The sequence below is a fragment of the Streptosporangium becharense genome, assembly GCF_014204985.1.
Taxonomy (GTDB): domain Bacteria; phylum Actinomycetota; class Actinomycetes; order Streptosporangiales; family Streptosporangiaceae; genus Streptosporangium; species Streptosporangium becharense.
Genome location: NZ_JACHMP010000001.1, coordinates 2,710,353 through 2,729,951 on the forward strand (window position 1 = coordinate 2,710,353; position 19,599 = coordinate 2,729,951).

Here is a 19,599-nt window from a genome sequence, read left to right on the forward strand (position 1 = left end):
GCCCCGGCGGGGAAGGTACTCCCGCATGTGGGCATCGAAAGCGGGCGCCGCGCTGCTGGCCGCGGTCGCCGTGACACTCGCGGGCTGCGGGCCGGCCGGCCCGGCCACCCCGACCGGCCCTGCCGCCTCCACCGCCGCCCCCGCCACCCCCGCCTCCCCGCCGGGGGAGGCGGCCGGGCCCGGGGGCGCCCCGGCCGACCTGGAGCGGGCCTATGAGCAGGTCATCAACCGGGTGCTGCCGTCCATCGTGCAGATCACCACCGGCAGCGGCCTGGGCTCAGGGATCATCTATGACAAAGACGGCCACATCATTACCAACGCACATGTGGTCGGAGAGTCCGAGCGGTTCGAGGTGACACTCGCCACCGGCGGCGCCCCCCGGCCGGCCCGGCTGGTCGCCTCGTTCGAGGCGGGCGACCTGGCCGTGATCAAGGTGGACGACCCGGCCGGGCTCACCCCCGCCGTCATGGGCGACTCCTCCAGACTCCGCGTCGGCCAGATCGTCCTGGCCATGGGCAACCCGCTGGGCCTGTCCGGCAGCGTCACCCAGGGCATCGTCTCCGCGCTGGGCCGCACGGTCAGTGAACCCTCGGACGGGGACTCACCCGGGGCGACGATCGCCGGCGCCATCCAGACCTCCGCGTCGATCAACCCGGGCAACAGCGGCGGCGCGCTGGTCAACCTGGCCGGTGAGGTGATCGGCGTACCGACCCTGACCGCGGTCAATCCCGAGCTGGGCAACGCCCCCGCACCGGGCATCGGCTTCGCGATCCCGTCCAACACCGCCAAGGACGTCGCCACGCAGATCATCAGGGACGGCCGGGTCGTCAACACCCGCCGGGCCGCCCTCGGCGTCACCGTCCGGACCGTGATCGACACGAGCGGGAGGCCCGCCGGGGTCGGCGTGGTGCGCGTGTCACGCGGCAGCGGCGCCGCGAAGGCCGGGATCGAGGCCGGAGACGTGATCACCTCGGTCGACGGCAGGCCCACCCCGACCACCCAGGACCTGTCGGAGGCGCTGGCCGCCCTGCGGCCCGGAGACGAGGCCAAGGTGGAGATCCTCCGCCCCGGCGGCTCCACCGACACCGTCGCCGTCACCCTCGGCGAGCTCCCCGGCGGCTGACCGCCCGGAACGGCTCCCCGGGGCCGATCACCCACGGACCGGCCGGCCACCCCGACCGGCCGGCCCACGGGTGATCGGTCGGCCGCCCCCGACGACGCGGAACACCGGGCGGCCGGAACGCGACCGCCCGCCGCCCGGGGTGACCGGGCGGCGGGCGGGCCGGGTTCAATAGGCCAGGACGCGGTCGGTGAAGCGCTTGGCGAGGAAGGGCTTCTTGAAGCTCGGGAAGGCGACCGTCTTCGGGTCCCCGTCTGAGGTGTAGCGCTCGTCGGCGTTCGCCTTCAGCCAGTCGAGCCAGGCCGTGGAACAGAACTTGGCGCAGTCGCCGGTCTTGTCCATCGAGCGGATCCGCGGGATGCCCACCGGGTCGAAGTTCTTGTTGAACGGCGACGCCGCGGGGGTGTAACCGGCGAGGAACACCCCGCCGTAGTCGTAGGAGACACCTCCCGAGGAACCCTTGAGCCCCCACTCCTTGCGGTCCGGCTGGTTGCCGTACGGCAACGCCAGCGTGACCGGGTCGGTCTTGGTCAGGTCGGTGATGAGCCGGTGGCCCGCCACCACCTCGGCGTTGACCGCCTTCTTCGGCTTGCCGCGCAGGCTGAGGTGGTCACGGGTGTGGTTGCCGACGTCGAAGCCGTGCTCGCCGAGCCACAGGAGCATCTGTGCCTTCTCCTCCGGCGTCGCCTTGCCGAACAGGTCGCGCGTCACGTAGAACGTGCCGACCGCGCGGAAGCCGGGGTTGGCCTTGGCGACCTCCTGGAGGATCGCGACGGCGGTGCCGGGCCGGGGTGCTCCCGTCCCGTCCAGGTCGAACTGCGAGGGTGAGGAATCGTCGAAGGTGAGCACGACGGGGTGCCTGCCCGCAGGGATGTCGATGCGTCCGGTGACGTACTCGGCCGCGGTGACCGGGACGTACCCCTCCCTCGCCAGCCGCTCCAGCTCGGTGCGGAACTGCTCGGGGGTGCGGTCGTCCTGGGTCGTCGGCTTGTCGACCACGCGGTGGTACATCAGGACGGGGATCTGCCCCAGCTCGTTGGCCTTTACCTTGGCCGCCGCCGCCACCTTGGCCTTGCGGAGGTCGGCCTGCGCCGCCGCGTCGGCCGACGCCTTGACCGCGGCGGCGACCCTGGCCGCCTGGTCGTCCTGCTCCTGCCCCGCCGAGCATCCGGCCAGCGCGACCCCCGCCGCGATCGCCACCGCACCCGCTCCAGCCACACTGATACGGCCCATCGCATCCTCCCCGCGCGCCGACCTAGGTCTCTCTCATCCCCTGCCGATCTTCGAAACGACCTCCGCTCCGGGCAAAGGTTCGTACCGTATCGGCCGGTCGCGACCCCCGGGACCGGCGGATGGTACTACCGACAGGCGTCCCTGACCAGAGTCCGGAGGTGTCGTCATGCGGCCGTTGACCGGCCCCCGTTTCCCGCCTACCGTCCCGGACAGCCGGAGGCACGGTGAGGAGGAGACATGGCGGAACGCCCGAAACGGCGGGCACTGCTCGGCGAGATGGCGGCCGAGTTCGCGGGAACCATGATCCTGATTCTGTTCGGGGTGGCGGTGGTGGCCCAGGTCACCGCCGCCGGAATCGGTGATCACGACAGCATCGCCTGGGCCTGGGGGCTCGGGGTGACCCTCGGCGTCTACGTCGCGGCCCGGATCAGCGGGGCCCACCTCAACCCCGCCGTCACGGTCGCGCTCGCGGCCTTCAAGGGCTTCCCGTGGCGCAAGGTCCTGCCCTACTCCCTGGCGCAGACCGCGGGCGCGTTCGTCGCGGCACTCATCGTCCGCCTCAACTACGCCGAGGTGCTCACCACGGCCGACCCCGGACTGACGATCAAGACACAGGGGGTCTTCTCGACCCTGCCGGGCAACGGGACCCTGCCCGTCGGCACCTGGGGCGCCTTCCGCGACCAGGTGATCGGAACCGCGATCCTGCTCCTGCTGATCCTGGCCGTCTCGGACGCGCGCAACTCCGCCCCCGCCGCCAACCTGGCCCCCTTCGTGGTCGGACTGGTGGTCGTGGCCATCGGCATGGCCTGGGGGACGAACGCCGGCTACGCCATCAACCCGGCCCGCGACTTCGGGCCGAGGCTCGCCTCGTTCCTCACCGGGTACGAGACCGCCTGGCAGGACCAGCACGGGCAGCTCTACTTCTGGGTTCCGATCGTGGCCCCCCTCATCGGGGGGCTGATCGGCGCGGCCGTATACCAGATCATGGTGGCCAGGTTCCTGCCGGCCGAGGAGGAGCCCGAGGCGGGGCGGGTGCCGTCCCGCACCGACTACGAGGCGGTCTGAACGCACCGCACGACCACCCGGCCCAGGCCGGCTGAACACACCGCACGACCACCCGGACCAGCCCGCGGCACGACCCCCGCACAGAGGCCCGCACAAGGAGGCGCCCGCCCATGCCTGACTTCGTCGGAGCAGTCGACCAGGGAACGACGAGCACCCGATTCATGATCTTCGACCACGGCGGCAACGAGATCGCCCGCCACCAGCTCGAACACGAGCAGATCCTGCCGCGGCCCGGCTGGGTCGAGCACAACCCGACGGAGATCTGGGAGCGCACCCGGGCGGTGATCGAGACCGCGCTGAACCGGGCCGACCTGTCCGCCTCCGACCTCGCCGCGCTCGGCGTGACCAACCAGCGCGAGACCGCGGTCGTGTGGAACCGCACCACCGGCCGCCCGTACCACAACGCGATCGTCTGGCAGGACACCCGCACCGACCGGATCGCCGCCGCCCTCGACCGCGACGGCAGAGGCGACGTCATCCGCCGCCGGGCCGGGCTCCCCCCGGCGACCTACTTCTCCGCCGGGAAGGTCCAGTGGATCCTGGAGAACGTCGACGGGGTGCGTGAGGCGGCCGAGGCCGGGGAGGCGATCTTCGGCACCACCGACACGTGGCTGCTGTGGAACCTCACCGGCGGCACGGACGGCGGCCTGCACGTCACCGACCCCACCAACGCCAGCCGCACGATGCTGATGGACCTGGAGACCCTCGACTGGGACGACGAGCTGCTGTCGTTCTTCGGCATTCCGCGCCGGATGCTGCCGGCCATCGTGCCCTCCTCCCACCCCGGCGCCTACGGCACGACCCGGGCCGCGGGTCCCCTGCGCGGCGAGGTCCCGATCGCGGGCGACCTCGGCGACCAGCAGGCCGCCACCGTCGGGCAGGTCTGCTTCGCGGTCGGCGAGGCCAAGAACACCTACGGCACCGGCAACTTCCTGCTGCTCAACACCGGCACCGAGCCGGTGCGTTCCAAGCACGGCCTGCTCACCACCGTCTGCTACCGCTTCGGCGACGAACCGCCGGTGTACGCGCTGGAGGGCTCGATCGCGGTGACCGGCTCGGCCGTGCAGTGGCTGCGCGACCAGCTCGGCATCATCTCCGGGGCGGCGCAGAGCGAGTCGCTCGCCCGGCAGGTCGAGGACAACGGCGGCGTCTACTTCGTGCCCGCCTTCTCCGGTCTCTTCGCCCCGTACTGGCGCTCCGACGCCCGGGGTGCCATCGTCGGCCTGTCGCGCTTCAACAACAACGCGCACATCGCGCGGGCCACCCTGGAGTCGATCTGCTACCAGACCCGCGACGTGGTCGAGGCGATGCGGCAGGACTCCGGCGTCACCCTCGACGTCCTGCGGGTCGACGGCGGCGTCACCGCCAACGACCTGTGCATGCAGATCCAGGCCGACCTGCTCGGCGTGCCCGTCTCCCGGCCGGTCGTGGCCGAGACGACCGCGCTGGGCGCCGCCTACGCGGCCGGACTGGCGGTGGGCTTCTGGAAGTCGACCGACGAACTGCGGCAGAACTGGCAGGAGGGCCGGCGCTGGGAGCCGCAGTGGTCGGACGAGCAGCGGGCGGCCGGCTACGCCGGCTGGAAGAAGGCCGTCAGCCGCACCCTCGACTGGGTCGACGTCTCCTGAGCCCTCCCGACGCGCGTGGCCGGGTGCGGGCTGGGAGACGCCCCGCACCCGGCCGCCGCACCGGGCAAGGAATGAGTGCTATCCGGTAGCACCATGTAGCACAATCGGCCCACAGTTAAGTCCATGAGCGTTTCCCAGCCTGATCCTCCTCATCAGGTCTCCCAGCGTGACCTGCGCAACCGGTCAGCGGAGATCATGGATGGCCTGGAACGCGGAGAGCGGTTCGCCGTCATCCGTCACGGCCGGCACATCGGCGATCTGATGCCCATCCGCCGCCGGCGACGGGCCGTCTCCCGCGCCGAGTTCGCCGCCGTCTCCCGCGGCATGCCACGCCTGGACGACGAGAAGTACCGCGAGGACATGGATCGCCATGCCGACGACGGCCTCTACGACCCCTACGACCGGGCCTACGGTAGAGGTGAGTTCGCCGAGGACGCGCAGTGACTCATTCCCAAGGGCTGCTCGACACCGACATCCTCATCCTGCGCGCGGGCATCGACTTCGACGAACCACCCGACGAGATGATGATCAGTGCGATCACCACGGCGGAACTGTCAGTGGGCGTGCTGGTCGCGTCGGGACCTCAGGAACTCGCCCAGCGGATGAAGATCCTGCAGACCGTCGAGGCCGAGTTCGACCCACTGCCTTTCGACGATGCCGCCGCTCGCGAGTACGGCCGGCTCTGGACCGCCGTCATGGCCTCAGGACGGAAACCCCGCCCCAGAACCGCCGATCTGATGATCGCCTGTGTGGCCATCGCCAACCGGCTTCCCCTTTACACCTGCAACCCGAAGGACTTCAAAGGGTTGGATCATCTTGTCGCCGTGATCCCGGTGACCCGCCCCAGATGAGAGCTGGGCGGCGAGGAGTCTCACCCGATACGCGACCAGCTCGGCATCATCTCCGGGGCGGCGCAGAGCGAGTCGCTCGCCCGGCAGGTCGAGGACAACGGCGGCGTCACCGCCAACGACCTGTGCATGCAGATCCAGGCCGACCTGCTCGGCGTGCCCGTCTCCCGGCCGGTCGTGGCCGAGACGACCGCGCTGGCCGCCGTGTCTGGCACCACTTTCCGGTACCACTTGCTGATACCATCGCGTCATGGACCTCAGACTCCGACTGCCCGACGAGACCCACCGCAGGCTGCGCGCCGTCGCCGACGAGGACGACACCAGCCTCAACGCCGAGATCGTCGTCGCCATCGAGGAATACCTGGAACGCAGGCAGACCAGCGCCGTGCGAGCCATCGCCCGCAAGGTGGCCAAGCGTGACGCCGAATTGCTGGACCGGCTCTCCAAGTGACCGGCCACCTCACCAAGACGGACATACTGGCCATCGCGGAGGAGATCCTGCCGACGGTCGGCCTGCGTGACGGCGGCCAGTTGCACGCGGCCGTGCTCCGGCCGCAGACCAGCGTGTTCGGCGAGGACGCCTACCCCGACCTCTGGACCAAGGCCGCCGCCCTGATGCAGAGCCTGATCATCGGCCATCCACTGGTGGACGGCAACAAAAGACTCGGCTGGACCTCCGCCGTGGTCTTCCTGGAACTGAACGGCGAGACACTGAGCGGAACCGACGCCGACGCGGCCGAAGCCGTGGTGATCGCCGTCACCACCGGGGAGCTGGACGACGTGGCGGAGATCGCCAAACGGCTCCGGACGCTGGGCGGATAGCCACCGAGGGCGACCAGGACACGGCAGGCGGCGACAGGGACACGAGGGTACGGCCTCCACCGGACGCGGTGTCACCCGGAAAGACCAAGGGCGGTCGGGCCGGCGACATCGCCGGCCCGACCGCCCTTCGACGATCTGTTCCGCGGGTTCGCCGCGGAACGGGGGTGGAGGTGGCGGGAATCGAACCCGCGTCCTTCAACTCCAAGACAGGGCTTCTCCGGGTGCAGCCTGTTGTGCTTTTCTCAGCCCCGGCGATCACACAGGCGAGTCGCCGACGGGCTCAGCCACTGTGAGTTTTCCCGATCGCCCCCGTGGCCGGGTCGATCGGTTGAGCCTCCTAGCGATGCCGGATCCGGGCCGGAGGCGCTCCCGGGCCGGCAGAAGTCACTCGCTGCTTAGGCGGCGAGGGCCAGGTTGCCCTGGCTGACTTCGGAGTGCGTCTTATTGGCACTTATTGGTCGCGGTCACAGTGTTAACGAGGTTATGTCCGCAGTCCTCGACCCGCTTCCCCTGACTTGCAAAGTCAAAGTCGAAACCAGTCACCCCCCTGTTGAGTTGTCAACCCGCCCCCGAAGGGGTGAGCGATCCGAAGATACCTGTTACAACGGGGCTGACGCCAATCGAATTCCCGGGGAACACGACCCCGGGGACGCGTGCGACGGCACGCGTCCCCGGGGCTGACCGGCAGGGTCGAGCCGGTCCGGGCGGTCAGGGCTTCCCCCGAGATGAGGCCCTGTCCCGCCACAACGACCGGGCCCGCAACCCCCAAACGGTGCCCGGTCACTGAGAAAGACGCCAAACAGACGCCCGATGGTTGCTCAGGGTGAGAACAATAACCCGAAGGGTCACAGATCGGCGTTGAGCCCCCGGAAGAACCGGCCGGCAACGGCCGCGCCCGCGGTGGGGTCGGAGCTCTGCGCCAGCACCGCCACCGCGATGTCCCCCTGCCAGCCGACGAACCAGGCCAGCGGTTTCTGACCCTCCGCCGCGGCGGCCGTGATCCCGTGGACCGGGTCGCCGGGGGCGGCGGCGGCCCGCGCGGAGCCTCCGACCACACCGGCCCGCATGAAGGTCCGCAGCGTGGAGACCGTCTCTTCGGGGATCTTGACGGGGTTGGGCTGCTTGACCGCCTTGGCCGGGTCGACCTCGGCCGAGGGGTCGAAGGTCTGCGGGTCGGTGACCAGCACCGGCGGACGCCAGGTGCCGCTGGCGACGGCTCCGGCGACGAGGGCCATGGACAGCGGGCTGACCGAGACGTTCTGCCCGGCGATGGCCTGTGCCGTGGCGGCGTCGTTCTTCAGCGGCTTCATCGAACCGCTGAACCCCTTCAGCGGGAGGGTCCACGACGACTCGATGCCGAACCTGGCGGCGCTGGCCTCCAGGTCGGCGCCGTCGATCCTGCGGGCCAGCGAGGTGAGCGCGGTCACGCAGCCGGTGGCGAAGTTGGCCTGCAGGGTCGGGGTCATCCCCGCGGGCGAGCCCACCTGACGGAAACCGGCCCCGGCGACGCTCCGCTCGGCGGGGCAGGCGATCTTCTGCTTGGGGCTGAGCCGGGCCTTGAGCATGCCCTCGACGGACATGATCGAGAAGGCCGTGCCGGGGGAGAACCTGCCCGCCAGCGCGTCCTTCTCCTGGTGGTACTCCTTGGTGCTGGAGACGGCCATCACCTCGCCGGTCGAGGCCTGGACCGCGACGAGCATGCCCGGCGACGCCCCGGCCGTCAGCGCCGTGTCGGCGGCCCGCTGGGTGGCCCGGTCGAGCGTGGTGCGGATCGAGGAGGTGGACCGGCCGGGCTCCCACTTCTTGAGCTCGGTCTTCTGCATCGTCTTGAGGTCGACGGTGATGACGCGGGTGTCGGTCGAGCCGGTCAGGTGCTCCTGGTACGCCTTCTGCAGGCCGGTCCGGCCCACGGTGTCTCCGGCCCGCTGCGGCCCGCCGAGCTGCTGCACGGCCTCCGCGGTGACCGCGGTGACGGTGCCGACGATCTGCTCGGGGGAGTCGGGGGCCAGAGCCTGCTTCTGCTCGGTGAGCTGGATGCCGGGGATGGCGGTCAGCTGGTCGCGGAGCTGGGCGAAACGGGTCCGGCCGAAGGTGACGAGCGGCACCTGGACGTTGGGTGGGGCGGAGCGGATCCGGCTCAGCAGGCGGTCCTGCGGGAAGCCGGTGACCTTGGCGAGCCGCTCGCACAACTCGTCGGCGTTCTTCAGGTTCGCCGGGATCACGTACGCCACATGCAGGGTCGCCTCCTGCTGCAGCGAGTCGCCGGTGCGGTCGAGGATCGGCTGGCGCCCCTTGGAGACGACCTCCACCGCGAACCGCTGGCCCTCACGCAGCCGGGGATGGAGCACACCGGGCGACCAGCGCACCTTCCACCGGCCGTCGACGAGGTGCAGGGGGAGCTTGCCCTCGTACTCCCAGAGCGGGTTGTTCTCCCCCAGGTCGACCTCCGCTTCGAAGTCGGCCTCGACCTCGTCCGCCGCGCGCCGCATGCCCTTGACGTCGAAACGGAACGAGGCCGCGTCGAGCTGGAGCTTGGCGTCCTCCAGGGCCTTCCTGACGACCTTCTCGTCGCCGTCGGTGCGCCTGGCCGCGGCGGCGTAGTCGCCCGTCTGCCAGCCGACGAGGAAGTCCCGCACGGCCTCGTGGGCCGACGGCTCCTCGAAGCACGCCGACAGCATGGGAGCCGTCGCCGCCAGCGCGAGCGCGGCGGCGACGGCGCGCCGAGCCTTCCCCGTCACGGTCACCTGTTCCTGTGTCTGAGCGCGCGCGCCATCTCCCGCTTGGCCTGCTTCTCGGCCAGCGTCTGCCGCTTGTCCCAGTCTTTCTTACCCTTGGCCAGGCCGATCTCGACCTTGGCCTTGCCGTCCTTGAAGTACAACGAGAGCGGCACCAGGGTGAGGCCGGTCTCCTTCGTCTTGGCGACCAGCTTGTCGATCTCCTTGCGGTGCAGCAGCAGCTTCCGGGTGCGTCGCGCGGCGTGGTTGGTCCACGTCCCCATGGTGTATTCGGGGATGTGGATGTTGATCAGCCAGGCCTCGCCGTCCTTGACGACGGCGTACCCGTCGAGAAGGGAGGCACGGCCCAGCCGCAGGGACTTGACCTCCGTGCCCTGGAGCACGAGCCCCGCCTCGTAGGTGTCCTCGATGTGGAAGTCGTGCCAGGCACGCTTGTTCTGGGCGATCACCTTCCGCCCGGTCTCACGTGGCATGCCTGGAGCCTACCGGGGACCGGAACCGCGAGCCGCGCCCGAGAACCCGGACGAGACGGGCGTGTGGCGCGGCGCGGGCGTGCCCGGCGGGGGCACGGAGCCCCCGGCGGGCACGGCGAACGGGATCACGGGCCCGTCACACCCGCAGGTAGCGGCGGAGCGTGAAGAACGAGGCGAGCACACAGATGAGCACGCCGATGACCATGGTGAGGCTGATCACCGAGGCGAGGGTCTCCCACGACAGTTCACCGGTGGCGGCCAGGCTGAGCTGGACGCTGTCGAAGAGGAAGACCTTGCTGACGATCAGCATGACCGCGGCCACCACACCGCCGATGAGACCGGCGATGACGCCCTCCATGACGAACGGCAGCTGGATGTAGAGGTTGGAGGCGCCGACCAGCCGCATGATCCCGGTCTCGCGCCTGCGGTTGTAGGCCGAGAGCCGGACGGTGTTGCCGATCAGGAGCGTCGCCGCGAAGACCAGGATGATCGCGATCACCAGGGCGGCCCAGCGGAGTTTCTCCAGCAGGTCGAAGAACTTCTCCAGCAGTTCCTTCTGGTTGACCACGTTCGAGACCCCGGGGGCGCCCGAGAGCGCCTCGATCACGACCCCGTAGGTCTCCGGGTCCTTGAGCTTGACCCGGAACGACTCCGGCATGTCCTCCACCTGGATGGCGGAGAGGAACACCGTGTTGTTCTTGTACTGCTCCTGGAAGTTCTTGTACGCGGCGTCGGCGTTCTCGAACTGGACGGACTCCACCTGGGGCATGCCCTTGATGGTCGCCTCCAGGTCGGCGCGCTCCTTCGCGGTCACGCCGCCGCTGCCCTTGCAGCTGGGGAACGGGCTGTTCTTGCTGCACAGGAAGACCGAGACCTCGACCTTGTCCGCCCAGTAGTCCTTCATGCTGGAGATCTGAGAGCTGATCATCAGACCGACACCCAGCAGGGCCATGCCGATCGCCACGGTCACGATGACCGCGATGGTCATCGTGAGGTTGCGGCGGAGGCCGATCCAGACCTCGGAGAAGATGAAGTTTGCCCGCATGCTCTTCCTGTCGCTGTTTCCGGTCCTGGGGTCAGTACGCCTGGCCGTACACGCCACGCGACTGGTCGCGGACGATCTTGCCGTCCTCCAGTTCCACTACGCGCTTGCGCATGGAGTCGACGATGGCCGCGTCGTGCGTGGCCATCACGACCGTGGTGCCGGTCCGGTTGATTCGGTCGAGCACCTTCATGATGCCGATGCTCGTCGCCGGGTCGATGTTCCCGGTCGGCTCGTCGGCCAGCAGGATCATCGGCCGGTTGACGAACGCGCGAGCCATGGCGACCCGCTGCTGCTCACCACCGGACAGCTCGTCGGGCATCCGGTGGGCCTTGCCCTCCAGGCCTACGAGCTCGACGACCTCGGGGACCACCTTACGGATGAACCGCCGGGGCTTGCCGATGACCTCCAGCGCGAACGCGACGTTCTCGTAGACGTTCTTGTTCGGGAGCAGCCGGAAGTCCTGGAAGACGCAGCCGATCCGGCGGCGCAAGTGCGGGATCTTGAAGTTGGACAGTCGGGCGAGATCCTTGCCGGCCACATGGATGGCGCCCGAGTCGGGGCGCTCCTCCTTGAGGACCAGCCGGAGAAAGGTCGACTTCCCAGAGCCCGAGGGGCCGACGAGGAACACGAACTCGCCCTTGTCGACATCGACGCTGACGTGGTCCAACGCGGGCCGGTTCTGGTTCGCGTAGACCTTGGTGACATTATCAAAATGGATCACGGGCGCATCACGGCATGCCAGTCTAGGGGTTAGGACGGTCGCAGGAGTGGCAGAGGGCCACTTCCGCCTCTCGCCGGCCGGAGAGCGCCGCTCTTTACCAATGATCGACGTTCCGGTTGGCCGGAGCCCAGTCTAGGGGGAAGACTGGCATGGAACGTCCATAACGGAAACAAAACGATTCGGCGCCCGGTAACGACCACATAAAGTGGTTCTGACCTCGAAGAGGGAGGACATCATGAGTTGTGAGGACCTGGTCTGCGCGGGGTGCGCTCACCCCGTCGCCGAGGGCCGCTGCCCCATGTGCCGCGCCAACCGCGAGCGGATGCACCAGAACGGGCTGGGGGGCATGACCCCCGCGCTCGTCTCGCTGGCACTGATCGCGCTGTTCTTCCTCACCCTGGCCCTGAGGCACCTCACCGGAACCTGACCGGCCCAGAGCGGCGCCGACCCGCGTCGCGGCGGCCGGACACCGGCCGCGGGCCCGGCGGCTCGCACGGGCCGCGCGGCGAAGGACCGGGAAGGCAGGCATCCCGCCGCCCCTGCACGGCAGGGCACGGCAGGCCGCCCATGCCCCGGGGTCAGGCGTCGGCCCCCGACTCCTGACGGCGGGCCCAGCGGATCTCGGCCTCGATGAAGCCGTCGAGCTCGCCGTCGAGCACCGCGCTGGGATTGCCCGCCTCGGCGCCCGTCCGCAGGTCCTTGACGATCTGGTACGGGTGCAGCACGTAGTTGCGGATCTGGGTGCCCCACGAGGTGGTCGCCTCGCCCCGGATCTCGTTCAGCGCCGCGGCCTCCTCCTGCCGCTTGCGCTCCAGCAGCTTGCCCTGCAGGACCGCCATCGCGGTCGCCTTGTTCTGCAGCTGGGAACGCTCGTTCTGGCAGGAGACGACGATGCCGGTGGGCAGGTGGGTCAGCCGGACCGCCGAGTCGGTGGTGTTGACGCCCTGGCCGCCCGGCCCCGAGGCGCGGTAGACGTCGACGCGCACCTCGTCCTCGTTGACCTCGATGTGGTCGGTCGTCTCGACGACCGGGACCACGTCGACGCCCGCGAAGGAGGTCTGGCGGCGGCCCTGGTTGTCGAAGGGGCTGATCCGGACCAGCCGGTGGGTGCCGTGCTCGCCGCGGAGCGTGCCGTAGGCGTAGGGCGCCTTGACCGCGAAGGTGGTCGACTTGATGCCGGCCCCCTCGGCGTAGGAGGTCTCGTAGATCTCGGTCGGGTAGCCGTTGCGCTCGGCCCACCGGATGTACATGCGCTGGAGCATCAGCGCCCAGTCGGCGGCGTCGACGCCACCGGCCTGGGACTGGATGGTGACGACCGCCTCGCGGGCGTCGTACTCGCCCGACAGGAGCGTGCGGACCTCCAGCGCGTCGATGTCGGCGCGCAGGGCCTCCAGCTCCCGGTCGGCCTCCTCGCGCGTGTCGGCGTCGTCTTCGGCGGCGGCGAGCTCGTACAGGACCGCGAGATCTTCCAGGCGCCGCCCCAGCGACTCGATCCGGTTGACATCGCCCTGGAGGTAGGAGAGCTTGCTGGTGGCCTTCTGGGCCCGCTCCTGGTCGTTCCAGAAGTCGGGTGCGGCCACCTGATCCTCGAGCTCCTCGATCTGCTTGCGGATCGCGCCGAGGTCGAGCACGTCCTTGATGCCGTTGAGCGTGCCGGTAAGCTCGTTGATCTGTTCTGCCGGGTCGATGAGTGCCACGTCTGTAAAGGGTACGCGACCTCCGAGCCCTGTGGTGTACGCCCCGCACCCCGCCGTGGCTAGCATTGCCCGCATCGGGGAGCATCGGGGAGGCGGACGTGCGAGGACATGCGCGGCGAGGGCTGCTCGCGCTCGCCGCGGCGCTGACCGCGACCGTCACCGCGTGCTCCGGCGCCGGTGACGCCGCCCCCACCCGGAGCCCGTCCCCCACCGCCACGCCGTCCCCCACCGCCACGCCCGGGGTCACCCTGGCCGAGGCGGCGAAGGTGCTGGCGGGCGTCATGAACGCCGACGGGGTGCTGGGTGCGGCGACGCCGCGCGTGGACGCCGACCGCAGGAACATGCTGGCGCAGACCCGCGACGGCCAGCTGGCGCTCACCACGGCGGCCTTCAACGGTTCGGACGAGGCGCCGCCCTCCGGCTACACCTGGGGCACGCCCGAGCTGTTGGTGCCGCGCCTGCCCGACCCGCCGCGGGAGCCCGCCTGGTTCGCCGCGGTCGCCGAACGCCGGGATCCCGCCGGAGAGACCCGCACCGCCGTGCTGACCCTGGTCCGCCAGAGCGGGGACGGCTGGCGGCTCAGCTCGACCGCCCTGCTGGAGGAGGGGGAGCGGATGCCGCAGGTCGCCAAGGACGCCGAGGGGTACGCCACCGCCCTGGGCGGCGAGGACATGACGGTGGCGATCAGCCCGCGGCTCATGGCCCCGCTGCACGCCACCTCCGCGGAGGAGGGCGACCGGGGGTTCGCCGCCGGGTTGATCGGGGACGGCCCGCACACCACCGGCTACGCCGAGGAGATCGCCGAGCGGCGCCTGAACGAGAAGAGCGAGTGCCTGGGCTACGACTCCATCTTCGCGGCGAGCAACTACCCGGTGCACGCGCTGCGCACCGCCGACGGCGGCGCGCTCGTCCTGTACTCCCTGATCAGGACCACGACCCGGACGATCAAGGTCGAGCCGTGCGCGTCCGACGTGCGGATCCCGCCGGACGCGCGGAAGCTGACCTCTGAGGACTTCATCCGCAAGGAGCTGCGGACGGTGGAGACACAGCAGTACGTCAGCACGGTGCCGCCCAAGGACAGCGGGCGCCCGGCCAGGGTCATCGGCTACCTCGGCGGGCTGACCAAGGTCACCGCGAGCTGAGACCGCCCCGGGTGGGCCCGGCGCTCAGCCGGCCGGGCCGGGTGGCCCGCACCGGGAGGGGCCGCACCGGGTGCCCCGCGCCGGGTGGCCCGGACCGCGAGGGGCCGGGCCACGGGCGGACCCGCGGGCCGGGCGTCGCCGCCCGGCCCGCCGCCCTCACGACTCGTCGCGCGGCAGGTTGATGTTGGCCACCAGCGTGCGGATCGCGCGCAGCGCCACCGACAGGGTCGCGATGTCGAAGGTGTCGCTCTCCCAGATCTCCGACAGTGTCTGCCGGGCCCGGGAGACCGCCGCCGCGTTCGCCTCGTTCCAGCGGGCCAGGCGTTCCTCTGGCGGCAGCCCCGGCGTGCTGTGCACCAGCACGTCGTGGGTGAGCGCGGCGTGCGCGGCGTACAGGTCGTCGCGGAGCGCGGCCCGCGCCATGGAGTTCCAGCGGCTGTTGCGGGGCAGCGCGACGACGCGCTCGCGCAGCCTGGAGAGCTGGAGCCGGTCGGCCATGTCGAAGTAGACCTCGGCCACCTCGTGCACCGGGCGGCCGGTGCGCGAGGCCACCTCGACCAGATCGAAGGTGGAGTACGCGGGCACCATGGCGGCGACGCGCTCGGCCAGCTCCGGCGGGACGCCCCGGGCGACGAACCCGTCCCGCCGCTCCTCGAACGCGGCCAGGTCGGCGCCGGCCAGCAGCTTGGGCAGGTGGGGCAGCAGCCCGTTCATGCCCTTGGCGAAGAAGCCGACCGTGGAGGCCAGGTCCAGCGGGGCCCGCCGGTTGCCCAGCAGCCAGCGGGTGCCCCGCTCGACGAGCTTGCGGGCCTCCAGCTCCATCGCGATCTGCGTCGCGGTGTCGACCTTGTTGTCCAGCTCCTCGATCTGGCGCCAGAGGGTGGGCAGGTCGAAGACCTCGCGCGTGACCAGGTACGCGCGGACGATGTCCGGGGCGGAGGCGCCGCTCTCCTCGCCGAGCCGGAACATGAAGGTGGTCCCGCTGGAGTTGACCAGGTCGTTCACCACGCCGGTGGTGATGATCTCCCGGCGGAGCGGGTGGCTGTCCATGTAGGAGCGCACCCGTTCGCGCAGCGCCGACGGGAAGTAGGACACCAGCCAGGAGACCAGGTAGGGGTCGTCGGGCAGGTCCGAGGCGAGGATCTCGGCGTCCGTCACCAGCTTGGTGTAGGCCAGCAGCACCGAGAACTCCGGCGCGGTCAGCCCGAGCCCCGCCTGACGCCGTTCGGCCAGCGTCTTGTCCGACGGCAGGAACTCCAGCCCCCGGTTGAGCAGCCCGTCGCGCTCCAGCTTGCGCAGCTGGCGCGCGTGGATGTGCAGCATGTCGGCGGCCTGCGCGCGGGCCGCGGCGAGCACCACGTTCTGGTCGTAGTTGTCACGCAGGACGAGCTGGGCCACCTCGTCGGTCATGTCGAGGAAGAGCTGGTTGCGCTGCTTGTCGGTCAGCTCGCCGTCGCGGACGGCCCGGTCCAGCAGGATCTTGATGTTCACCTCGTGGTCGGAGGTGTCGACCCCGGCGGAGTTGTCGATGAAGTCGGTGTTGACCAGGCCGCCGTTGAGCGCGAACTCGATCCGGGCGAGCTGGGTGAACCCGAGGTTGCCGCCCTCGCCGATCACCTTGCAGCGCAGCTCGGAGGCGTTGACCCGCAGGCCGTCGTTGGCCTTGTCGCCGACGTCGGCGTGCGACTCGCTCGTCGCCTTGGCGTACGTGCCGATGCCGCCGTTCCACAGCAGGTCCACCGGGGCCCGCAGGATGGCGCTGATCAGGTCGTTGGGAGCCAGCGACGTCACGTCGTCGGCGATGCCCAGCGCGGTGCGCATCTGCGGGGACACCGGGATCGACTTGGCCGTACGCGGCCAGACGCCGCCGCCCTTGGAGATGAGCGAGGCGTCGTAGTCGGCCCACGAGCTGCGGGGCAGCGCGAACAGCCGGGCACGCTCGGCGTAGCCGCGCGCGGCGTCCGGGTCGGGGTCGACGAAGACGTGCCGGTGGTCGAAGGCGGCGACGAGCCGGATGTGCTGGGACAGGAGCATCCCGTTGCCGAACACGTCACCGGACATGTCGCCGATTCCGGCCACGGTGAAGTCGGTGCTCTGGATGTCGACGCCGATCGTGCGGAAGTGGTACTTGACCGACTCCCAGGCGCCGCGGGCGGTGATGCCCATGGCCTTGTGGTCGTAGCCGATCGAGCCGCCGGAGGCGAAGGCGTCGCCCAGCCAGAAGCCGTACTCCTTGGCCACCCCGTTGGCGATGTCGGAGAAGGTGGCGGTGCCCTTGTCGGCGGCGACCACCAGGTAGGTGTCGTCGCCGTCGTGCCTGACCACGTCGGCGGGCGGGACCACCTCGCCGTCCACGAGGTTGTCAGTGATGTCGAGCAGGCCGGAGATGAACGTCCGGTAGCAGGCGATGCCCTCGATGAGCACGTCCTCGCGCGCACCCGACCTGGGCGGGTTCTTCACCACGAAGCCGCCCTTGGAACCGGTGGGGACGATGACGGTGTTCTTCACCATCTGGGCCTTGACCAGGCCGAGGACCTCGGTGCGGAAGTCCTCCATCCGGTCCGACCAGCGCAGGCCGCCGCGCGCGACCTTGCCGAAGCGCAGGTGCACGCCCTCGACCCGCGGCGAGTAGACGAACACCTCGAACCTCGGCCGGGGCAGCGGCAGCACGCTGATCGACGGCGAGTCGAACTTCAGGCTGATGTACGGCTTGCGCCGGCCGTCGACCGTCTGGAAGTAGTTGGTCCGGAGCGTGGCGCGGATCATCTCCAGGTAGGCCCGCAGGATCCGGTCCTCGTCCAGGGAGGCGACGTCGTCGAGCGCGCCGAGGATCTCCTCCTGGAGCGCGTCTGCCAGCTCGGCGCGGACCTCCTCCGGGCGCCGGGGGTCGAGCCTGGCCTCGAAGAGCCGGACCAGCAGCCGCGCGAGCCGCACGTTGCCCAGCAGCACCCGCTCGATGTACTCCTGGCTGAACGTGGTGCCGGCCTGGCGCAGATACTTGGCGTACACGCGCAGGATCTCGGCCTGCTCCCAGGTCAGCCCCGCGGCCAGGACGAGCGCGTTGAACCCGTCGCTCTCCACCCGGCCGGTCCACAGGGCTCCGAAGGCGTCCTGGAAGAGCCGTTTGAACTCGTCCCGGTCGACCTCGGGCGAGGGCTTGTAGCGCAGGCCGAAGTCGTAGATCCAGGCGTCCTTGGTCTCCGGGATGTTGTCGCGGTCGATCTCGTACGGCCGCTCGTCGACCACCTCCACGCCCATCCGCTGCAGCAGCGGCAGCACGCGCGACAGGGAGACGGGAGCGCCGATGCGGTAGAGCTTGAAGCGGCGCTCGCCCTCCGGCGCATCGTACGGCTCGTAGAGGTTCATCCCGATCTCGTCGGAGGAGTTGGCCAGCGCCTCCAGGCGGCGCAGGTCGGCCACCGCCATCCGGGCCGGGAAGTCGGCCTTGTACCCCTCGGGGAACGCCGAGGCGTAGCGCCGCACGAGGCCCGGCGCCTCGTCCTCGGCGCTCAGCTCGGTGATCGCGGCGGCCAGGTCGTCCTCCCAGGAGCGGGCGGCGGCGGCCAGCCTGCCCTCCAGCTCCTCCACGTTCACCGCGTCCCCGTCGAGCGGCCTGCCCCGCTCGCCGCGGACGACCACGTGCAGCCGGGCCAGGGCCGACTCGCCGATCATGGCGCTGTAGTCGAGGGAGGTGCCGCCGAGCGCCTTGAGCAGGATCTCCTGCATCCTGATGCGGATCTTGGTGGTGTAGCGGTCGCGCGGCAGGTAGATCAGGCACGAGATGTAGCGGCCGTAGTCGTCCGCGCGGAGGAAGAGCTTGACCTGCTTGCGCTCACGGAGCCTGAGCACGCCGAGCGCTATGGGCAGCAGCTGCTCGACGGAGGTCTGGAAGAGCTCGTCGCGGGGGAAGGTCTCCAGGATCTCGATCAGATCCTTGCCGTCGTGGCTGTCGGCGGCCAGCCCGGCGAGGTCGAGCACGGCGGCCAGCTTGCGCCGGAGCACCGGGACGCGGGAGATCGACTCGCTGTAGGCGACGTGGGTGAACAGGCCGAGGAAACGCCGCTCGCCGACGACCTCGCCCGCGGCGTCGAAGAGCTTGACGCCGACGTAGTCGAGGTAGGCGGGGCGGTGCACGGTGGCGCGGGTGTTGGCCTTGGTGATGATCAGCATCTGCTGCTTCTCACGGGCCTTGGCGCGCAGTTCGGGGGAGAGCGCGGCGAAGCTGTCGGAGCCCGGCCGGTCGTGACGGAGGATGCCCAGCCCGGTTCCGGGTGCCGGACGCAGCCGGTCGCCCTCCTCGCTCTCCTCCAGGCTGTACTCGCGGTAGCCGAGGAAGGTGAAGTGACCGTCGGCCAGCCAGCGCATCAGCTCCAGGCTGTCCTCCACTCCGGCGGGGTCGAGCGGCGGCGGGTTGGCCGAGACGTCCTCGGCGGTCCGCAGCGCCAGCGCGCGCATCTTGGCGGAGTCCTCGACGGCGCTGCGCACGTCCTCCAGCACCCGCTGCAGGTCGCCCTCCAGCTCCTTGAGCCTCGCCGAGTCGGCCTGCCGGTCGATCTCGAAGTGCATCCAGGACTCGGCGAGCATCTGACCGGTGACGTCCTCCTGCCCGCGGTCGAGCAGTTTGCCCGTCATGTCCCTGCGCACGCGCATCTGCGGGTGGACGACCAGGTGAGTGGTGATCTCGTGGCGGTCGAGCTCCATCGTCACCGAGTCGACCAGGAAGGGCATGTCGTCGGTGACGATCTCGACCACGGAGAATCCCGGGTCCCAGCCGTGTTCCTCCAGGCTGGGGGTGTAGGCGCGCACCAGGGCCCGGCCCTGGGGCCGCCGGTCGGCGAGCTGTCGCTGGGCCATCGCCGGGCCGTAGACGTCCACCGGATTGCGGTCGAGCAGGTCCTCCGGGGCGACATGCCGGTAGTAGAGCCTGAGAAAGCCGAGCGCCTCCTCCACGCTCACGTGATCGCTGCCAGGTGTGTGCGCGCACATCTCCGCGGCACTCCTCAGCAGCTCGTCCTTTGCCTCGTCGAGCGGCATGTCGCTCTCACTCCTTTGTGAGGGATTTTGCACATT

16 protein-coding genes, 1 other RNA gene and 1 pseudogene are annotated in these 19,599 nt (G+C 70.3%); 10 read left to right on the forward strand and 8 right to left on the reverse strand.

Translation table 11 applies throughout. The features are described from left to right. Positions 1–25: 25 nt before the first annotated feature. Entirely contained in the window at positions 26–1,123 is a 1,098-nt protein-coding gene (locus tag F4562_RS11540; protein ID WP_184538817.1) for a S1C family serine protease, read from the forward strand. Between the two features lie 165 nt (positions 1,124–1,288). Here F4562_RS11540 and F4562_RS11545 read toward each other — a convergent pair whose 3' ends face one another. After that, positions 1,289–2,353: a polysaccharide deacetylase family protein gene (locus tag F4562_RS11545; RefSeq protein WP_184538815.1), complete on the reverse strand. Its 1,065-nt coding sequence runs from the start codon at positions 2,351–2,353 to the stop codon at positions 1,289–1,291. Positions 2,354–2,590: 237 nt separating this feature from the next. On the opposite strand from F4562_RS11545, the gene F4562_RS11550 reads away from it, so the two are divergent. The 7 genes and pseudogenes from F4562_RS11550 to F4562_RS11580 all read left to right on the forward strand — a co-directional run bounded on the left by F4562_RS11550 (position 2,591) and on the right by F4562_RS11580 (position 6,716). Further along, entirely contained in the window at positions 2,591–3,418 is an 828-nt protein-coding gene (locus tag F4562_RS11550) for an MIP/aquaporin family protein (protein WP_184538813.1), read from the forward strand. Positions 3,419–3,528: 110 nt separating this feature from the next. Then, a complete protein-coding gene (gene glpK, locus F4562_RS11555) occupies positions 3,529–5,046 on the forward strand; it encodes a glycerol kinase GlpK (protein ID WP_184538811.1) in 1,518 nt (505 codons plus the stop codon). A 123-nt stretch (positions 5,047–5,169) separates the two neighbouring features. Beyond that, entirely contained in the window at positions 5,170–5,490 is a 321-nt protein-coding gene (locus F4562_RS11560; RefSeq protein WP_184538809.1) for a type II toxin-antitoxin system Phd/YefM family antitoxin, read from the forward strand. Then, positions 5,487–5,897: a type II toxin-antitoxin system VapC family toxin gene (locus F4562_RS11565; RefSeq protein WP_184538807.1), complete on the forward strand. Its 411-nt coding sequence runs from the start codon at positions 5,487–5,489 to the stop codon at positions 5,895–5,897. The genes F4562_RS11560 and F4562_RS11565 overlap by 4 nt, the downstream gene beginning before the upstream one ends. A 27-nt stretch (positions 5,898–5,924) precedes the next feature. Continuing rightward, a pseudogene (locus F4562_RS11570) lies at positions 5,925–6,098 on the forward strand (FGGY-family carbohydrate kinase); the annotation flags it as partial. Between the two features lie 46 nt (positions 6,099–6,144). After that, a complete protein-coding gene (locus F4562_RS11575) occupies positions 6,145–6,345 on the forward strand; it encodes an Arc family DNA-binding protein (protein WP_184538805.1) in 201 nt (66 codons plus the stop codon). After that, positions 6,342–6,716, forward strand: a complete 375-nt coding sequence (locus F4562_RS11580; protein WP_184538803.1) for a type II toxin-antitoxin system death-on-curing family toxin — start codon at positions 6,342–6,344, stop codon at positions 6,714–6,716. The genes F4562_RS11575 and F4562_RS11580 overlap by 4 nt, the downstream gene beginning before the upstream one ends. Positions 6,717–6,878: 162 nt before the next feature. Here the strand turns inward: F4562_RS11580 and ssrA are convergent. From ssrA to ftsE, 5 genes are all read right to left on the reverse strand, one after another. After that, positions 6,879–7,263, reverse strand: a transfer-messenger RNA (tmRNA) gene (ssrA, locus tag F4562_RS11585). 298 nt (positions 7,264–7,561) lie between these two features. Next, entirely contained in the window at positions 7,562–9,454 is a 1,893-nt protein-coding gene (locus F4562_RS11590; RefSeq protein WP_184538801.1) for a penicillin-binding transpeptidase domain-containing protein, read from the reverse strand. A 2-nt stretch (positions 9,455–9,456) separates the two neighbouring features. Beyond that, positions 9,457–9,924 (reverse strand): SsrA-binding protein SmpB, encoded by a 468-nt coding sequence (smpB, locus tag F4562_RS11595; RefSeq protein ID WP_184538799.1) that lies wholly within the window; start codon positions 9,922–9,924, stop codon positions 9,457–9,459. A gap of 136 nt (positions 9,925–10,060) precedes the next feature. Then, positions 10,061–10,969: a permease-like cell division protein FtsX gene (gene ftsX / locus F4562_RS11600; protein ID WP_184538797.1), complete on the reverse strand. Its 909-nt coding sequence runs from the start codon at positions 10,967–10,969 to the stop codon at positions 10,061–10,063. Positions 10,970–11,000: 31 nt separating this feature from the next. Beyond that, a complete protein-coding gene (ftsE, locus tag F4562_RS11605) occupies positions 11,001–11,690 on the reverse strand; it encodes a cell division ATP-binding protein FtsE (protein ID WP_184538795.1) in 690 nt (229 codons plus the stop codon). A gap of 235 nt (positions 11,691–11,925) precedes the next feature. On the opposite strand from ftsE, the gene F4562_RS11610 reads away from it, so the two are divergent. Then, positions 11,926–12,117: a hypothetical protein gene (locus tag F4562_RS11610; RefSeq protein WP_184538793.1), complete on the forward strand. Its 192-nt coding sequence runs from the start codon at positions 11,926–11,928 to the stop codon at positions 12,115–12,117. Positions 12,118–12,268: 151 nt separating this feature from the next. Here F4562_RS11610 and prfB read toward each other — a convergent pair whose 3' ends face one another. After that, the gene (gene prfB / locus F4562_RS11615) at positions 12,269–13,387 is read right to left on the reverse strand and encodes a peptide chain release factor 2 (protein WP_184538790.1); all 1,119 of its coding nucleotides are present in this window, start codon (positions 13,385–13,387) and stop codon (positions 12,269–12,271) included. A gap of 98 nt (positions 13,388–13,485) precedes the next feature. Here prfB and F4562_RS11620 point away from each other — a divergent pair, with 98 nt between their 5' ends. Then, positions 13,486–14,529, forward strand: coding sequence for a DUF8094 domain-containing protein (locus tag F4562_RS11620; RefSeq protein ID WP_184538788.1), 1,044 nt, complete (start codon positions 13,486–13,488; stop codon positions 14,527–14,529). Positions 14,530–14,685: 156 nt separating this feature from the next. Here the strand turns inward: F4562_RS11620 and F4562_RS11625 are convergent, their stop codons facing one another. After that, entirely contained in the window at positions 14,686–19,563 is a 4,878-nt protein-coding gene (locus F4562_RS11625) for an NAD-glutamate dehydrogenase (RefSeq protein WP_184538786.1), read from the reverse strand. Positions 19,564–19,599: the final 36 nt, after the last annotated feature.

Excerpts from the sequence above, each read along its gene's own strand:
- F4562_RS11540 (WP_184538817.1), top strand. The coding sequence starts at position 26 with ATGTGGGCATCGAAAGCGGGCGCCGCGCTGCTGGCCGCGGTCGCCGTG.
- F4562_RS11545 (WP_184538815.1), bottom strand. The coding sequence starts at position 2,353 with ATGGGCCGTATCAGTGTGGCTGGAGCGGGTGCGGTGGCGATCGCGGCG.
- F4562_RS11550 (WP_184538813.1), top strand. The coding sequence starts at position 2,591 with ATGGCGGAACGCCCGAAACGGCGGGCACTGCTCGGCGAGATGGCGGCC.
- glpK (WP_184538811.1), top strand. The coding sequence starts at position 3,529 with ATGCCTGACTTCGTCGGAGCAGTCGACCAGGGAACGACGAGCACCCGA.
- F4562_RS11560 (WP_184538809.1), top strand. The coding sequence starts at position 5,170 with ATGAGCGTTTCCCAGCCTGATCCTCCTCATCAGGTCTCCCAGCGTGAC.
- F4562_RS11575 (WP_184538805.1), top strand. The coding sequence starts at position 6,145 with ATGGACCTCAGACTCCGACTGCCCGACGAGACCCACCGCAGGCTGCGC.
- smpB (WP_184538799.1), bottom strand. The coding sequence starts at position 9,924 with ATGCCACGTGAGACCGGGCGGAAGGTGATCGCCCAGAACAAGCGTGCC.
- ftsX (WP_184538797.1), bottom strand. The coding sequence starts at position 10,969 with ATGCGGGCAAACTTCATCTTCTCCGAGGTCTGGATCGGCCTCCGCCGC.
- F4562_RS11610 (WP_184538793.1), top strand. The coding sequence starts at position 11,926 with ATGAGTTGTGAGGACCTGGTCTGCGCGGGGTGCGCTCACCCCGTCGCC.
- F4562_RS11625 (WP_184538786.1), bottom strand. The coding sequence starts at position 19,563 with ATGCCGCTCGACGAGGCAAAGGACGAGCTGCTGAGGAGTGCCGCGGAG.